This is a genomic window from Cohnella sp. GCM10012308 (genome assembly GCF_042649185.1).
Lineage (GTDB): Bacteria > Bacillota > Bacilli > Paenibacillales > Paenibacillaceae > Cohnella.
The window spans coordinates 68,757-83,178 of the sequence record NZ_JBHRYU010000034.1; the positions used below are offsets into that span (position 1 = coordinate 68,757).

The 14,422-nt window shown below is 56.1% G+C and carries 14 protein-coding genes; 11 read left to right on the forward strand and 3 right to left on the reverse strand.

All coding sequences use genetic code 11. The features are described from left to right. The first annotated feature begins 6 nt into the window (after positions 1-6). The 5 genes from resB to ACFOTD_RS27920 all read left to right on the forward strand — a co-directional run bounded on the left by resB (position 7) and on the right by ACFOTD_RS27920 (position 5,809). Positions 7-1,686: a cytochrome c biogenesis protein ResB gene (gene resB / locus ACFOTD_RS27900; RefSeq protein WP_378123228.1), complete on the forward strand. Its 1,680-nt coding sequence runs from the start codon at positions 7-9 to the stop codon at positions 1,684-1,686. After that, complete coding sequence (ccsA, locus tag ACFOTD_RS27905; protein WP_378123229.1) at positions 1,683-2,942, forward strand: cytochrome c biogenesis protein CcsA; 1,260 nt, start codon at positions 1,683-1,685, stop codon at positions 2,940-2,942. Before resB ends, ccsA begins: the two co-directional genes overlap by 4 nt. A 50-nt stretch (positions 2,943-2,992) precedes the next feature. Then, complete coding sequence (locus ACFOTD_RS27910; RefSeq protein ID WP_282912790.1) at positions 2,993-3,709, forward strand: response regulator transcription factor; 717 nt, start codon at positions 2,993-2,995, stop codon at positions 3,707-3,709. 2 nt (positions 3,710-3,711) lie between these two features. Continuing rightward, a complete protein-coding gene (locus ACFOTD_RS27915; protein ID WP_378123230.1) occupies positions 3,712-5,142 on the forward strand; it encodes a HAMP domain-containing sensor histidine kinase in 1,431 nt (476 codons plus the stop codon). 82 nt (positions 5,143-5,224) lie between these two features. Continuing rightward, entirely contained in the window at positions 5,225-5,809 is a 585-nt protein-coding gene (locus tag ACFOTD_RS27920; RefSeq protein ID WP_378123231.1) for a hypothetical protein, read from the forward strand. 79 nt (positions 5,810-5,888) lie between these two features. Here the strand turns inward: ACFOTD_RS27920 and serA are convergent, their stop codons facing one another. Further along, complete coding sequence (gene serA, locus ACFOTD_RS27925) at positions 5,889-7,481, reverse strand: phosphoglycerate dehydrogenase (RefSeq protein ID WP_378123232.1); 1,593 nt, start codon at positions 7,479-7,481, stop codon at positions 5,889-5,891. 182 nt (positions 7,482-7,663) lie between these two features. Further along, the gene (locus tag ACFOTD_RS27930) at positions 7,664-8,587 is read right to left on the reverse strand and encodes a hypothetical protein (RefSeq protein WP_378123233.1); all 924 of its coding nucleotides are present in this window, start codon (positions 8,585-8,587) and stop codon (positions 7,664-7,666) included. A gap of 95 nt (positions 8,588-8,682) precedes the next feature. On the opposite strand from ACFOTD_RS27930, the gene ACFOTD_RS27935 reads away from it, so the two are divergent. Together ACFOTD_RS27935 and ACFOTD_RS27940 are read left to right on the forward strand one after the other, a co-directional pair. Beyond that, positions 8,683-9,279: a CPBP family intramembrane glutamic endopeptidase gene (locus tag ACFOTD_RS27935; protein ID WP_378123234.1), complete on the forward strand. Its 597-nt coding sequence runs from the start codon at positions 8,683-8,685 to the stop codon at positions 9,277-9,279. Beyond that, complete coding sequence (locus ACFOTD_RS27940; RefSeq protein WP_378123235.1) at positions 9,279-9,590, forward strand: hypothetical protein; 312 nt, start codon at positions 9,279-9,281, stop codon at positions 9,588-9,590. The genes ACFOTD_RS27935 and ACFOTD_RS27940 overlap by 1 nt, the downstream gene beginning before the upstream one ends. Before the next feature lie 59 nt (positions 9,591-9,649). Here ACFOTD_RS27940 and ACFOTD_RS27945 read toward each other — a convergent pair whose 3' ends face one another. Further along, positions 9,650-10,558 carry a polysaccharide deacetylase family protein gene (locus ACFOTD_RS27945; protein WP_378123236.1) on the reverse strand — a complete coding sequence of 303 codons (909 nt, stop codon included), beginning with the start codon at positions 10,556-10,558 and terminating at the stop codon, positions 9,650-9,652. Between the two features lie 179 nt (positions 10,559-10,737). On the opposite strand from ACFOTD_RS27945, the gene ACFOTD_RS27950 reads away from it, so the two are divergent. From ACFOTD_RS27950 to ypeB, 4 genes are all read left to right on the forward strand, one after another. Continuing rightward, the gene (locus ACFOTD_RS27950) at positions 10,738-11,091 is read left to right on the forward strand and encodes a hypothetical protein (protein ID WP_378123237.1); all 354 of its coding nucleotides are present in this window, start codon (positions 10,738-10,740) and stop codon (positions 11,089-11,091) included. Positions 11,092-11,328: 237 nt separating this feature from the next. Further along, entirely contained in the window at positions 11,329-11,931 is a 603-nt protein-coding gene (locus ACFOTD_RS27955; protein WP_378123238.1) for a genetic competence negative regulator, read from the forward strand. Positions 11,932-12,035: 104 nt separating this feature from the next. After that, positions 12,036-12,725: a glutamic-type intramembrane protease PrsW gene (gene prsW, locus ACFOTD_RS27960; RefSeq protein ID WP_378123239.1), complete on the forward strand. Its 690-nt coding sequence runs from the start codon at positions 12,036-12,038 to the stop codon at positions 12,723-12,725. Positions 12,726-13,004: 279 nt separating this feature from the next. Beyond that, positions 13,005-14,384 (forward strand): germination protein YpeB, encoded by a 1,380-nt coding sequence (gene ypeB, locus ACFOTD_RS27965; protein ID WP_378123240.1) that lies wholly within the window; start codon positions 13,005-13,007, stop codon positions 14,382-14,384. Positions 14,385-14,422 lie beyond the last annotated feature (38 nt).

A 14,422-nucleotide genomic window follows, 5' to 3' on the forward strand; every position in this document is an offset into this window, starting at 1 on the left:
CAAGCGTTGATACACAATACCAAGTGCGAGTGCGGTCACCAGAATCCGACCGGTACCGTGCTATGCGAATCCTGCGGCAAGCCGCTGGTGGACGACCTTCCGCTCGATTCTCCGCTGGAGATGCGATACGACGGCGCGGCCAGACGATCGCAGAAAACAAATCCGGCGGTCATCGACCGCGTCTGGAACTTCTTTTCTTCGGTCAAGATCGCGATCTGGCTCATCATTCTCACGCTGGTCGGCGCCGCGCTAGGCACGATTTATCCGCAAGAGAGCACCTTTATCAACCTGGACGATCCCGCGTCTTTTTACAAAGAAACATACGGCACTTGGGGCGCGGTATATCAGGCGCTGGGCTTCTCCCGCACCTATCAGTCATGGTGGTTCATCGGCCTGCTCGTCATGATCGGCACGTCGCTCGTCATCTGCAGCCTGGACCGCGTGCTCCCACTCTACAAGGCGCTGTCCAAGCAGCAGGTTCGCAAGCATCCGACGTTTCTGACCCGTCAGCAGACCGTGCTTGAGACGGAGATCCCGGGCGACGCGGAAAAGTGGGTCGCGGACTTCGGCGCCCAGCTCAAGCGCAAGCGTTATCGCGTATGGACGGACGGCACCGCGCTGCTCGCCGAGAAAAACAGGTTCAGCCGATGGGGACCTTACATCAACCACATCGGACTCATCCTGTTCCTGCTGGCGGTGCTCGGACGCAGCGTGCCCGCCTGGCATATGGACCAGTACGTGAGCATCGACGAGCATCAGGTCAAGCAAATTCCCGCGACGAACTATTACGTGGGCAACGACAAGTTCGTCGTCGATTATTACAAGGACGAGGAGCTTCCGGACAAGCTGAAGGGCACGCTCCGCGCCAAGCTGTACCAGACGCAGGCGACGCTGTACGCTTGCACGCAGTATTGCAACGACGATCCGCTGCACGATCCGGTGCTCGAGAAGGTCGAATCTCACAACATCGAAGTGAATTCGCCGCTCGAGTACAAGGGTCTGAAGCTTTACCAGTACAACTTCGAGCAGAAAATCCGGCTCATCGAGGTGAAGCCGAAGCTGCTGGATGCCAAAACCGGCGATTCGTACGGACCGTTCGACCTTAAAATGAACGATCCTGCGGAAAAGTCCGAAGCGGGCCCCTACACGCTGACGCTGAACGACGTTTATCCCGACTTCGGTCTCGACGAGGAAGGCCGGCCGATGACCAAGTCCCGGGACTTTAACAATCCGGCTTTTGTCTACCGGATCACGGGACCCGATCTGGACGAAAAGGGCGAGCTTTACATCTACTTCCCGATGCCGAGCGCCGAAGACAAGGGCGTGCAGCAGCAGATCAACGACAGCTTCAAAAAGCTCGGGAGCAATTCGGGTCGCTTCAATTTCGAAGTCGGCAAAATGGAAAACGTGACGTTTTCGCAATACACGACTTTCCTTAACGTTCGGGTCGACAGGGCGATGCCTTACGTATGGGTAGGCGCCGCAATCTCGATGATCGGTCTCGTGATGGGCTTCTATTGGCATCACCGGCGCATCTGGCTGCGCATCGACAATGGCAGGCTGACGCTCGGCGCGCACACGAACAAAAATACGTACGGCATTCGTAATGAAACGGCGTCGGCGCTCGCCAAATGCGGCATCGTCGTCGATCCGAAGGCGCTCGATAACAGGAGGAATTCACGTTGAACTGGCTCGATATCAGCAGCACTGCATTCCAGGCCGCATTTTACCTATACTGCGCATCGTTCATTTGTTATGCGATCGCGGTAGGCGGCAAGCGCTGGAGCAACCGGGAGCCCGAGCTTCATAACCGCCGGTGGGGCCGCTTAGGCTTCATTCTGGCGGTCGCCGGCTGGGTCTGCCATCTGACCTTCTTCTTCACCCGTTGGAAGGGCGGCGGCCATATCCCGACGAGCAACATGTACGAGTTCATGACGTTCCTGGCGATGGCGATCGTCTTCGCCTTCATCATCGTACACCTGATCTACCGCAACAACTTGCTCGGCGCGTTCGCCATCCCGCTCGTTATCATCATCATTGCGTACGCCGCCGTGTTCCCGTCCGAGGTGCAGCCGCTTATCCCGGCGCTCAACAACTACTGGCTCAAAATTCACGTCACGACGGCGGCTACGGGCGAGGCCTTCTTCGCGGTCGGCTTTGCCGCGGCGCTCGTGCAGCTGCTGCGGGTCATCGATTTCTCTCGCAAAGACAAAGCCGGGCGACGCGAGCAGAAGTGGGTCGAGTTCGTCCTGTTTTTCATGGTCGTGATCATCGGCTTCCTCGTCTCCGTATTTGCCTTCCGCGGCGGCGGCTATGAAGCCAAGTTCCAACAGGAAAAGGTGAGCATCGATCAGCAGGGCGTTCAGCAGAGCGTCACGCAAACCGTCGAATACGGCTTGCCGCCGATCGTGGCGCCTTACAATAGCGATAAGCTGTCCATGCAGCCGTATCTGGGCATTAAGGAGCCGCTATTCGAGGCGCCGTCCTGGATGAACGGCGTCAATGCGGGCCGCAAGTTGAACACTGTCATATGGTCGCTGTTGTCCGGCGTGATTCTGTATGGCCTGCTGCGATTGATCGCGCGCAAGCCGATCGCGGCCGTCATCCATCCGCATCTGACCGATATCGATCCGGAGGATCTCGACGAGATCAGTTACCGGGCCATCGCGATCGGATTTCCGATATTCACGCTGGGCGCGCTCATCTTCGCGATGATCTGGGCGCAGATCGCCTGGTCGAGATTCTGGGGCTGGGATCCCAAAGAAGTATGGGCGCTCATCACCTGGCTGTTCTACAGCGCCTATCTCCACCTGCGGCTGTCGAGAGGCTGGCAGGGCACCCGCTCCGCATGGCTTGCGGTCATCGGCTTCCTCGTGGTGCTGTTCACGCTGATCGGCGTCAATCTCGTCATCGCCGGCCTGCATTCCTATGCAGGCGTTTAACCGTTATAATAAGACAAGCGGATTTTTAGAGCAGAAAGGGGCCGAACCCTATAATGAGCGCCGGTAATCGCATCTTGGTGGTGGACGACGAGGAGCGTATCCGTCGACTGCTGCGCATGTATTTGGAAAAGGAAGGTTATGTCATCGAGGAAGCCGAGGACGGGGAGACGGCGTTGAAGCTGGCGCTGCAGGAGGAGTACGATCTGATCGTGCTCGACCTGATGCTGCCAGGCATCGATGGCATGGAGGTATGCTCGCGCTTGCGTCAGTCCAAGGCGACGCCGGTCATCATGCTGACGGCCAAAGGCGAGGAAGTGAACCGCGTCCAGGGCTTCGAAGCCGGGGCGGACGACTATGTCGTCAAGCCGTTCAGCCCGCGCGAGGTCATTTTCCGAATCAAGGCGATCTTGCGTAGGTCGTCGGCGACCGCCTTCTTGTCCAAGGAGCTCAATACGAGCAATAATATCGTATTCCCGCATCTGGTCATCGAGCATGACGCGCACCGCGTCACCGCCGGCGGACAGGAAGTGAACCTGACGCCCAAGGAATACGAGCTCCTCCATTATTTGGCGAGTTCCCCGGACAAGGTGTTCTCCCGCGAGGATCTGCTGAAGGATGTATGGAATTACGATTTCTTCGGCGATCTGCGCACGGTCGATACGCATGTCAAGCGGCTGCGCGAAAAGCTGAACCGCGTCTCGACCGAAGCCGCCGCGATGATCACGACCGTATGGGGCGTCGGCTACAAGCTCGAGGTCGCCAAGTAAGCATGGCGATCTGGAGAACCGTAGTCGGCAAGCTATGGCTGACGATCATCCTGCTGGTTGCCGTGGTCATCTCGACGGTCGGCTTGTTCCTATTGAAGATCGTCGACGTGACGGTCAGCGCGGACTCGCTTGCCGAGATCAAGCATCTATTCATTTATTCGGGCGCCGTAGGCTTCTTGCTTACGACGTTCTTCGCGTTTTTCCTGCTGACGAAAATCACGCAGCCTCTCCGGGAGATGAAACATGCTGCGAACCGGGTAGCGCAGGGCGAATATTCGACGAGGCTGGTCGTTCGCTCCTGGGACGAGATCGGGGAGCTGGCTAACAGCTTTAACCAAATGGCCTCCGAGCTGAACACGCTGATACGCGACATTCAGCATGAGCGCGACCAGCTTGACGGCGTATTGCGCAGCATGAGCGACGCGGTCCTGCTGTTCGACGCGAACGGAAGGGTCAAGCTGACGAATCCCGAGGGGCAGCATCTGCTCGAGGTATGGCGCGGCCTGAAATGGGAGGACGTGAGCGAAGCGGACGAGCGCGAGACCGTGCCCGACCCGCTCCGCGACATTTATAATACGCTCATATCCAAGGGCACGACGCATACCGGCAAGATTCACGTGCAGAGCGGCGTATGGTCGGTCGTCATGACGCCCGTCGCCTCCGGCGACGGCAGCGCCGGCGGCGGCGCCGTCGCGGTGCTGCGCGACGTGACCGAGGAGTTCAGGGTGGACAAGATGCGCAAAGACTTCGTGGCCAACGTTTCGCACGAGATTCGCACGCCCGTCGCGATGGTGCAGGGCTATAGCGAGGCGCTGCTCGACGATATCGCGCAGACGCCGGAGGAGCGGCACGAGCTGGTACAGGTCATCCACGACGAATCGCTGCGCATGGGCAGGCTCGTAAAGGATCTGCTCGATCTGGCCCGCCTGGAAGCTGGTTATCTGGACATGACGATGCAGGAAGTCGACGTGAATGCGCTGCTTCAGCGCGTTCACCGCAAATTCTCGGCGCTTGCGAAGGAACGGGGCATCGAGCTCATTCGATCGGGCGAAGACAGCGGACTGCTGCTGCGTCGCGCCGATCCCGATCGGCTGGAGCAAGTGCTCACCAACTTGCTCGACAATGCATTGCGACACACGGCATCGGGCGCTTCCATCACGCTCGGCGCATGCACGAAAATCGGTGATAAGGGCGCACGACAAATCGAGATCGCCATCAAGGACGAAGGGGAAGGCATTCCGACGGAAGACCTGCCCTACATTTTCGAGCGTTTTTATAAGGCGGACAAGGCGCGTAAACGCGACTCCAAGGTCGGAACCGGTCTTGGCCTTGCGATCGTACGAAACCTGGTAGAAGCGCATGAAGGAACCATTCGCGTGACGAGCGCGCTTGGCGAAGGGACCGAGTTTAAGCTGCTGCTTCCGGCAGGATAAGCAAAAGCGATTAATAGAAGACCGTTTTTCCGCTGACGGAAAAGCGGTCTTTTCGCAAAAAAACGAGATGGAGGACAATCGGATGAGAAGAATGCGTTACGAACCGCCGACCTCGCATTACGATGAACGTGTCAAGGATGTGGATGCGCGGATTTGCGAGCTGATACGGGAGAGAAAAGACATCGCTGAAGGTAAGCCGGGTTATCCGTCCTTTGCATATATCGAGCAGTGGTCGGCGGATTACGGACTTTACGAAGAGCATTTAAAAAGCTTGTTCGGACTTCTGTACAATGAAGAACAATTCAAGCCTGTTGTCGAGCCTCGGGATTTTATAAAATACATTCCAGTATTAAAGACAACAGAGCACGCATGTTCCATGTTCTCGATTATCTCCATCAGGCAATACGCAAATGCAAGCGTCGTTACGTTGCATATCGATAGCAGCGAATCGAACTTGCAAGATGGCTTGTTTTGCGAGCTCGAGCTGAAGGCGCCGTATGTATGCACCATGGATTCCGGGAGCGGAAGCGGACATCACTTTATTTACGACTTTGTGGTAAGTCCGCCATTGCCGGATGAATTATCCGGCGTATCGTTTAAGTTCTCCGTTAGAGGACGTTCGTTTCAAACCGGTCTAAGCGATCTCGCGGTGATCGTAACAGCTTAGCATTGTAAGCATATCTTTTATCAAAATTAAAGACCGCCAGGCTCGTAGCTTGGCGGTCTGCTCACGTGTATAGAGTAAATTACACGAGCTGAATTTCTTTAGCCGAGTTCAGATCCGGCAGATCTTCAAGCTGCGCCAGCACGTTCTTCGGAACGGCTTTGTCGACGCCGAGCACCATGATGGCGGCGCCGCCGACGATCTTGCGGCCGACCTGCATCGTCGCGATGTTAACGTCGTTCGTGCCGAGCAGGGTGCCGACGCGGCCGATAATACCCGGTTTGTCGTGGTGCGAAATGAGAACCAGGTGACCCTGCGATTCGACGTCGACCGGGTACTTGTCGATCTGCGTAATGCGCGGTCCGAAGCCGTTAAGCAGCGCGCCAGCAGCAGAGCGTTCTTCGCGACCGGTCTTGAGCGTGACCGTCACCAGGTTGGTGAAGCCCTTCGCAGCCTGGGACTTCGTAGTCACAATGTTCACTTCGCGCATCTTGGCCAGGTGCATGGCGTTGACCGCATTCACTTGATCGGAGCCGAGGTGATGCGCAAGCACGCCTTGAACAACCTGGCGCGTCAACGGCTGCGTGTCTACGTCAGCAAGCTCGCCGGCATAGGAAACGTTGATCTCTTTGACCGGTCCGTCTGTGATTTGCGCCGCGAAGTTGCCGAGCTTGCGGGCGAGCGTGAAGTACGGCTCAAGCTTCGCAAGCAGGTCGCCGGGTACAGGGGGCATGTTAACCGCGTTTTTGTAAGGCTCGTTTCTCAAAATGTGCAGCAGCTGCTCGGAAACGTCAATCGCCACATTTTCCTGCGCTTCAACCGTAGAAGCGCCAAGATGGGGGGTTACAATGACCTTGGGGTGCTTCAGGAACGGATGATCGGCTGCAGGCGGCTCTTCCTCGAACACGTCGAATGCCGCTCCGGCGACGCGACCTGCGTCGATCGCTTCGATCAGCGCCTGCTCGTCGATAATGCCGCCGCGCGCGCAGTTGACGATCCGCACGCCTGGCTTGATGACTTCGAACTGCGCTTTGCCGATCATATGCCGGGTTTCAGGCGTCAGCGGCGTATGAACGGTAATGAAATCGGCGCCGCGCACGACGTCGTCGACGGTCGCCAGCGTCACGCCCAGCTTGTCCGCGCGTTCCTCGGTAAGGAACGGATCATAACCGAGCACCTTCATGCCGAACGCCTTGGCGCGGGCGGCCACTTCGCTGCCGATCCGGCCCATGCCGAGCACGCCCAGCGTTTTGTTGCGAAGCTCTACGCCGACAAACGATTTGCGGTCCCATTCGCCGCCGATCGTCTTGGCATAAGCTTGCGGGATATGGCGAGCGAGCGCCATCATCATCGCGAACGTATGCTCGCAAGTCGTTATCGTGTTGCCGTCCGGCGCGTTGATGACGACGATGCCGCGCTTCGTAGCCGCGTCGAGGTCAATATTGTCGACGCCGACGCCTGCGCGCCCGATGACCTTGAGCGACTTGCCGGCGGTCATGATCCGCTCGGTGACGCGAGTCTGGCTGCGCACGAGCAGTGCGTCGTATTCGCCGATGATGGCGACCAATTCGTCTTCGGACAGGCCGGTTTTCTTATCGATGGAAATGTCGCTTGCCTCGACGAGGAGCGAGATGCCGAGATCGCTGATCGGATCCGATACCAACACTTTAAACATAGTAATCCCCCTGTACTACGAAGTGATGAATATATAGAAAACACCCTAAAACCCCCGCGGCCCTACCGGACCAACAGCGTTTTGAGGGTGATCTCGTAAAAGCGGCGATTCTTATTGTAAAGCAACGCGACTTGAAAATGCAATGGAAAATGTGGAACAATCAGTGCCCATTCGACGTAATATTACGTGTCCGACGAGAAAAAGGGCAGCAGCGGCAAGAGCTCTTTGGAATAATACCTTGATTTAAGGGACAAATAGTCGCCGCTGCGAATCGCGTCCGTACTGTTAAGCATGTCGACGATCGAACGAATCGTCTTTTGCTTCATCTTGGCGGCTTGGCCGGAGTTGATGAAAAAGTCGATTCTAGCGGTCAGGTCCTGCGGCAAGTAGTCGTACTCCGTGCGGTTTAAAAACATGTATTGCGCAGTTACCGTATTTTTGACGAGAAGCGGCAGCTTGGACCATTCCGCATTGGTCAACACGCCTGGTAGCGCGTAGGCGTTCGGCAACGACAGATTGACCGTGGCGCCCCACTTGAGCATCGAGTCGTAATATTGGCTCTGCGCGAGCAAGCCGAGCCGCACCGCTTCGGTGAAGTAGGCATTTTTGGAGATCCGCTCCAGCGCATCGGCTGCCGAACCTTCGTTGGCATGCGCTGCGAGTTGTCCGAAGCTGCTCTCGTACAGCTTGAGGCTCTTCAAATAGTTGTTTTGCGCATTCATAAGGCTGGGCGTCAGGCTGGATACGGTCGTCACCTTGGACTCGTTGTACTTGCTCGCCGCAAGCTTCGCAAGCTCTTTGAGCGAAGAGGCGCGATCGACCGTGTCGTCGGACTGCCACCGCGTGCGGGCTGTGGACCATTCGGCCATCCATTCCCGATGCGGCTGAAATACGTTATGATAGAAGGATACGAGATCCTGCTGGGAATACGCGTTGGGAGATTCGACCGGTTTGGACGCCTGGGCGCCTGCCGGCTTCGCATAGAGCGCTTGCGTGCGGTCGGTGCCGACCTTAACGCCGCTGAAAAAGGCGGCGATCGCTACGATCAGAAAAAACAAAAAGCCGAGCGCAAAAATCAGATCAGTTCGTGAGAGACGTTTTTCCATGTAATACTCCTCGTGTAGATCGACATGATTAGCTTTTAGTATAAGGAAATGATTAGCATACGTACATAACAAAAATTTACATCAGACGAGGTAACATGCCTAAATTCGACATTAAAAACATTAAACTTAGAAAAGTGACCGTTGACGAGCTTAGCGACAAAATGCTGCTCATTAACTTGTACGCCACGCAGGCGCTTACTTTCATTATCGGATTGGCATGGGTGTTTTTTCAGGGGCAGAATATATTGGAATTATTTCGTGTTCAGGGGCCCTTTAATTTCCTTTACTGGGCCGCCGGCCTGGCTGCGCTCGTCGTCGCGTTCGACATCGGCATTTCCCGCTGGATTCCGGACGAAGCCAAGGACGACGGCGGCGTCAACGAGCGAATTTTTCAAAATCGTCCGTTGTGGCATATCGTGCTGTTGTGCGCGGTCGTCAGCCTATGCGAGGAATTGTTGTTCCGCGGGGCGATCCAGCATTCGTTCGGACCTTATTGGACGAGCATCATTTTTGCTGCGATACATGTCAGATATCTTCGTCACTGGATTCCGACGGGGATGGTGTTCGCCATCAGTTACGGTCTCGGATTGCTTCATACGCATACAGGGACGATTTGGGCGCCTATTTTCACCCATTTTCTAGTCGACCTGACGATGGGGATTATTATACGGTACCGGAGGGAAGAGGAGTAATGAGCGAGGAGCGTCTTCCGACAGCATGGGATAAATACGTAGAGGCCAAGCGGCATGCGCTGTCGCCGGTCGAAAAGGAAGAGGAAGCCGCCGATCAGGAACCAATGTCGATGGAGCAGCTGGAACGCGCGATTGCGGAGACCGCGGCCGCGTCGGGACTGCCGGAGACCGGCATGCCGCCCAGGGCTGTCGTGCATCCTTCCGCGCGCAAAAGCTACAGCAAATGGTTTTACCGCCTGCTGCTCGTTTTGTTTTCGGCGCTTGTCGGTTTTTTGCTCTGGTGGGGCTACGAACATTATTCTACGGTTTAAAAATTTAAGCGACGCCTCCGATTTCGCTCGGCGAAAAAGGAAAGCGTCGCTTTTTTTGTTTAAAAACCGGTCTCGATGGTCGAGGGATCGACAAACGTGTAACCTTTGCCTTCAAGGGTGGTCAGCAACTGATCCAAGGCAGCCGCCGTCCAGGCCAGCTCGTGCATCAGGATGTTGCTGCCGGAATGAAGCTGGTCCGTCACGTTGTCGATGATCGCTTGTGTCTTATCCTTGATCTTCGTGCCGGGCATCGTCCAATCCAGGGAGCCGTTGGACCAGGTCATGAACAGAAGGCCGTTGTCCGCAGCGATTTTGTGGACGTCATCGTTGGCGGAGGCGTTGGGCGGTCTGAAAAAGACGGGGCGCTTGCCGATCGTCGCTTCGACGATATCCTGTACTTTTCCGATCTGCGCTTTGATCGATTCGGCGTTTTCCTTGCCGAGCTGGATATGCTCGTACGAGTGATTGCCGACCGTCTGCCCCCTTTGAGCGATTTCCTTGAGCAGCTCGGGATGCGCCTTCACGCGGTAGCCGTTAACGAAAAAGATCGCTTTGGCGTGATGTTTGTCCAGCGTATCGAGGATCGGCTTAAGCGTTTTTTCGTCCTTTGGGCCGTCGTCGAAGGTAAGCAGCACCACTTTCTCGCTGTTTGCCGTCTTATCGAGCGGCACGATGTCGTAATTTTTGTTCATTTTGTAGGTCTTCGCACCTGTCTGCGGCGTTGCGGACGCGCTTGGCGACGGCGACGGCGACGGCGACGGCGAAGCGGAAGGCGTTGGAGAAGGCGACTCCGATGGCGTGCTGTCCGCAGTCGGCGCCGCCGAAGAGGCGCCCGCGGCAGGGGATGACGTCTGCGACACGGTCGGAACGGCGGAAGGCGATGCGTTTCCGTCCCCGTTGCCTCCGCATGCGGCCAGCGCGACGGCGAGCGCGCCGACGACGGACCAGCCTGCGACGTTTTTCAGCATGTACATGACATCCTTTCGACTGAGCTGAAGCATCTAACGATTGTACCATACCCATCGCCCTAGGGGGTCCAATCTTCTTCCTGAATTTAAGCGGGATGAAGCGGCAGGCGGAGGCTACACTAAGCGTGGAACCGCAACAGGCTTAACAGCCGTCAAAAACCTGTACAGGAGGCGATAGCATGAAAATGGCTACATTCGTCATGGGCGGCATCGTGGGCGCAGCCTTGACTGTCGCGATTCGCCGCAGTCCCAAGTGGTCCGTTGCCGCCGGCTTGCTTGGCAAGGAGCTTAAAAACCGTTCCTTCGGCATGAAGGACGGCGCAATCGGAAAAATGTTCGATATGCGCTTCGGCTCGGACCACGCCGAACGCAGGAGCGCGTCCGCAAGCGAGGGCGGTAGAAAAAGAGCTTCCAATGAAACGGAAACGGACAGAAACGGCCTTGGCGAGATCGCAAGCATCGTTTCCAAGGACGCCGGCGTCCGCGATGAAGTAAACGAGATACTCGCGGAAAGCGGCCAGCATCGGATCTAAATTGCCCGCGGCGGCGTCGCTGCGTTTTCCTTAGGGGGAGACGCTGGACGCCGTTTTTTAATTTTTGCGCGCAAAAATGGCCTGTCCAAGTACTTTCTATACTTAAATTTGTGGGTTTTGGCTAGTGCAATTCAAGGGTAGAAGTGATAACATATGTTAAAGCACAAAATACACACGTATTGCCCGTTGCGTCATACGCTGTTATCACCCATCGTGTGCAGAAGGGAGGATCCTGTCATGAGGATGGAGCGGCTTAGCCAAGACAAGATTAGGATTTTCCTTACCTTTGACGATCTGTCGGAACGCGGGATCCAGAAGGAAGACATGTGGCGGGAAATTCCGAAGGTTCACGAGCTCTTCAGCGAGATGATGGACCAGGCTTACAGCGAGCTTGGCTTCGACGCTTCCGGACCGCTTGCGGTCGAAGTGTTTGCGATGCCCGCCCAGGGCATGGTCGTCATCGTTACGAGGGGCAAAATGGAGAGGGACTCCGAGGCTGGCGCCGAGGAAGAGCTCGACGAAGAAGTGTACGAAATGGAAGTCACGCTTGAACAGAGCGAAGCCATCATATATCGGTTCCGTGACATCGAGGACGCCATCGGCGCAGCCAAGATGCTGAAGTCCCAGATCACGGATCAGGGCCGAATGTACAAATATCAGAATCATTGGATATTGTGCTTCGATCCGTCCACCGGCGAGAACGCGAACGACAACGCGCTGATTGCGATTCTTGCGGAATACGGCGACGCGACTTCCGTCACGCCGGCCGTGCTCGAGGAATACGGACAGTTGGTTATCCCGGCCCATGCCGTGCAAGTGCTGACGGAGCATTTCGCCTGATTCGGCGCTCCCAGACGGACATGCTGCATAAAAACGGCGAACGTTTTTAATGCAGCTGTCCTTTTTTGCGCTTATAATACAAGAAAGAAAGGAGGGGATTCGCCTTGCTGATCATCTCCATGCTGGCCGCGGCTATCGCGCCGGGTCTCGCCTTGCTGACTTATTTTTATTGGAAGGACCGTTACGATACCGAGCCGCTGTCGATGGTTTCCAAAATGTTCGTGACCGGCGCGCTGATCGTGCTGCCGATAATGATCGTTCAACGGGGACTCATGATCTGGCTCGGCGAATCGCCTTTTGCGTTTTCGTTCGTCATTTCCGCTGGCGTCGAAGAATTTTTCAAATGGTTTGTGCTCTATCATATCGTCTTTAACCATACCGAATTCGACGAGCCATACGACGGCATCGTATACGCGACCGCAGTGTCGCTCGGGTTCGCGACGATCGAAAACGTAATGTACGCTTTCGCCGAGCCTTCGACCTTCGGCTCTCTGCTCGTCCGCGCGCTGCTGCCTGTTTCAGGCCATGCCTTGTTTGGCGTTGTGATGGGGTACTTCATGGGCAAAGCGAAGTTTTCCAAGGGCAAACAAGCCCGCTTGTTCCAATCGATGGCGTTCGTGCTGCCGATCGCATGGCACGGCATCTACGATTTTCTGATGCAGTCGCTGCCGAGAACGTGGATGTGGATCATCGTGCCGTTCATGCTCTTGCTTTGGTTCCGCAGCATCCGCTACGTCCAAAGCGCCAACGACGTCTCGCCGTTTCGCCTTATGCATCGCGAAGAAGGCGGTTAAAGCTCCCTGATTGTGGCGATACTGGTTTTTAACAGTTGCGGGAGCGAGGGAATTCATTGAACAACGTACGCGTCAAAGTCACGATCAGATGCAAGTCCTGCGGAGAAAAATTTATTTTGCGGGGCAAGCGGGAACGCGGGAGGATCGATACCGGGTTCAGGCAATGTGTCTGCGGCAACGCGGATCGATTCGATATCGAAGAAGCGAATGCATAAAGCCGGCTCCTCATACCCACACTAACGGCAATCCGTAGTCTGGGAATGAAAGGGGCCGTTTTTCATGTACAAACGATTAAGCGCAGTAATGTTCCCGCTTTGCGCGTTGTTGTTCGCGGGCGCCGTCTTTTGGGGATACCAGGAGCATCAGGAGAAAAACGCGGTGCTGATCAAGGCGGAAAACCAATACCAGCGGGCTTTCCACGACTTGACGAATCATATGGGCAGCCTGCAGGAGCAGCTTGGCAAGACGCTTGCGGTCAACAGCGCTTCCTATCGCATGCAGCGCAAAGGACTAGTGAATGTATGGCGGTTAACCAGCCAGGCTCAAAACGAAGTGAACCAGCTTCCGCTTACGCTGCTGCCGTTTAATCAGGCTGAAAACTTTTTAACCCGGATCTCAGACTTTGCGTACCGGACATCCGTCCGCGATCTCACGAAGGAGCCTCTGTCCGATCAGGAAACGCAAACGATGCAGTCCCTGTACGCCAAGGCCGCCGACATCAACAAAGAGCTGGGCAAAGTTCAGGATGCCGTCCTCTCCGATCATTTAAGGTGGATGGACGTCGAGGTCGCGATCGCAAGCGCCGATCAGACGGTCGACAACTCGATTATCGACGGCTTCAAGACGGTGGATAAAAAAGTTTCGTCCTATCCTGAAAACGACTGGGGGCCATCGTCCGCCTCACAGCATCTTCAGCGCGCGCGGGGCAGCGCGTCCGGTCCGAGGATTTCTGCGGAGGAGGCTCAGCGAAAAGCCCGGGATTTTCTCGGCGTCTCCGCGCTATCGACCGGCCGAGAAATCACCATCACGGAAAACGGCGCGAAAACCGAGCATCCGACTTACACGGCCACGATGAGCGCCGCGAATCCTACGTCCCATGCGGACGGCAAGCCGCAGGTCGTGATGGATTTTACGGCAAACGGCGGCAAGCTATTGTGGTTCATGAATCCGCGCGTCGTCAAAACCAGGAGCCTCAGCGTAGGCGCGGCTAAGCAAAAGGCTATCGAATTTCTTAAGGCAAAGGGCTATGACGCGATGACGCCGGTTACCTACGACGAATACGACCATGTCGCGGTGTTCACGTTCGTGGCGGACAAAAACGGCGTGCTTATCTATCCGGACAAAGTGACGGTAAGGATTGCGCTGGACAATGGAGAGGCTGTCGGACTTCAGGCGGCGGACCATGTCTATCATGACGCGGGCATCGCAGTCGGCAAGGCGAATGTCGACGACATCAAAGCCAAGTCCGTGCTTCACCCCAAGCTTCAAGTGTCGGGGCACCACCTGGCCGTTATCGAGAACGACGAGGATAAAGAAGTGCTTTGCCACGAATATACCGGCAAGATCAACGGGGCGCAGTACCGCATTTACATTAACGCCGGTACGGGCATCGAAGAGAAGGTCGAGCAAATCCCGGATTCGGCAAGAGCGATTTTGTAGCGTAAACGCCTGAACCGCCGGGCCGAGAACCGGTCCGG

What these genes read in the sequence shown, in the direction of transcription:
- ACFOTD_RS27915 (WP_378123230.1), top strand. Translation starts at nt 3,712, where the DNA reads ATGGCGATCTGGAGAACCGTAGTCGGCAAGCTATGGCTGACGATCATC.
- ACFOTD_RS27920 (WP_378123231.1), top strand. Translation starts at nt 5,225, where the DNA reads ATGAGAAGAATGCGTTACGAACCGCCGACCTCGCATTACGATGAACGT.
- serA (WP_378123232.1), bottom strand. Translation starts at nt 7,481, where the DNA reads ATGTTTAAAGTGTTGGTATCGGATCCGATCAGCGATCTCGGCATCTCG.
- ACFOTD_RS27930 (WP_378123233.1), bottom strand. Translation starts at nt 8,587, where the DNA reads ATGGAAAAACGTCTCTCACGAACTGATCTGATTTTTGCGCTCGGCTTT.
- ACFOTD_RS27935 (WP_378123234.1), top strand. Translation starts at nt 8,683, where the DNA reads ATGCCTAAATTCGACATTAAAAACATTAAACTTAGAAAAGTGACCGTT.
- ACFOTD_RS27940 (WP_378123235.1), top strand. Translation starts at nt 9,279, where the DNA reads ATGAGCGAGGAGCGTCTTCCGACAGCATGGGATAAATACGTAGAGGCC.
- ACFOTD_RS27945 (WP_378123236.1), bottom strand. Translation starts at nt 10,558, where the DNA reads ATGCTGAAAAACGTCGCAGGCTGGTCCGTCGTCGGCGCGCTCGCCGTC.
- ACFOTD_RS27950 (WP_378123237.1), top strand. Translation starts at nt 10,738, where the DNA reads ATGAAAATGGCTACATTCGTCATGGGCGGCATCGTGGGCGCAGCCTTG.
- ACFOTD_RS27955 (WP_378123238.1), top strand. Translation starts at nt 11,329, where the DNA reads ATGAGGATGGAGCGGCTTAGCCAAGACAAGATTAGGATTTTCCTTACC.
- ypeB (WP_378123240.1), top strand. Translation starts at nt 13,005, where the DNA reads ATGTACAAACGATTAAGCGCAGTAATGTTCCCGCTTTGCGCGTTGTTG.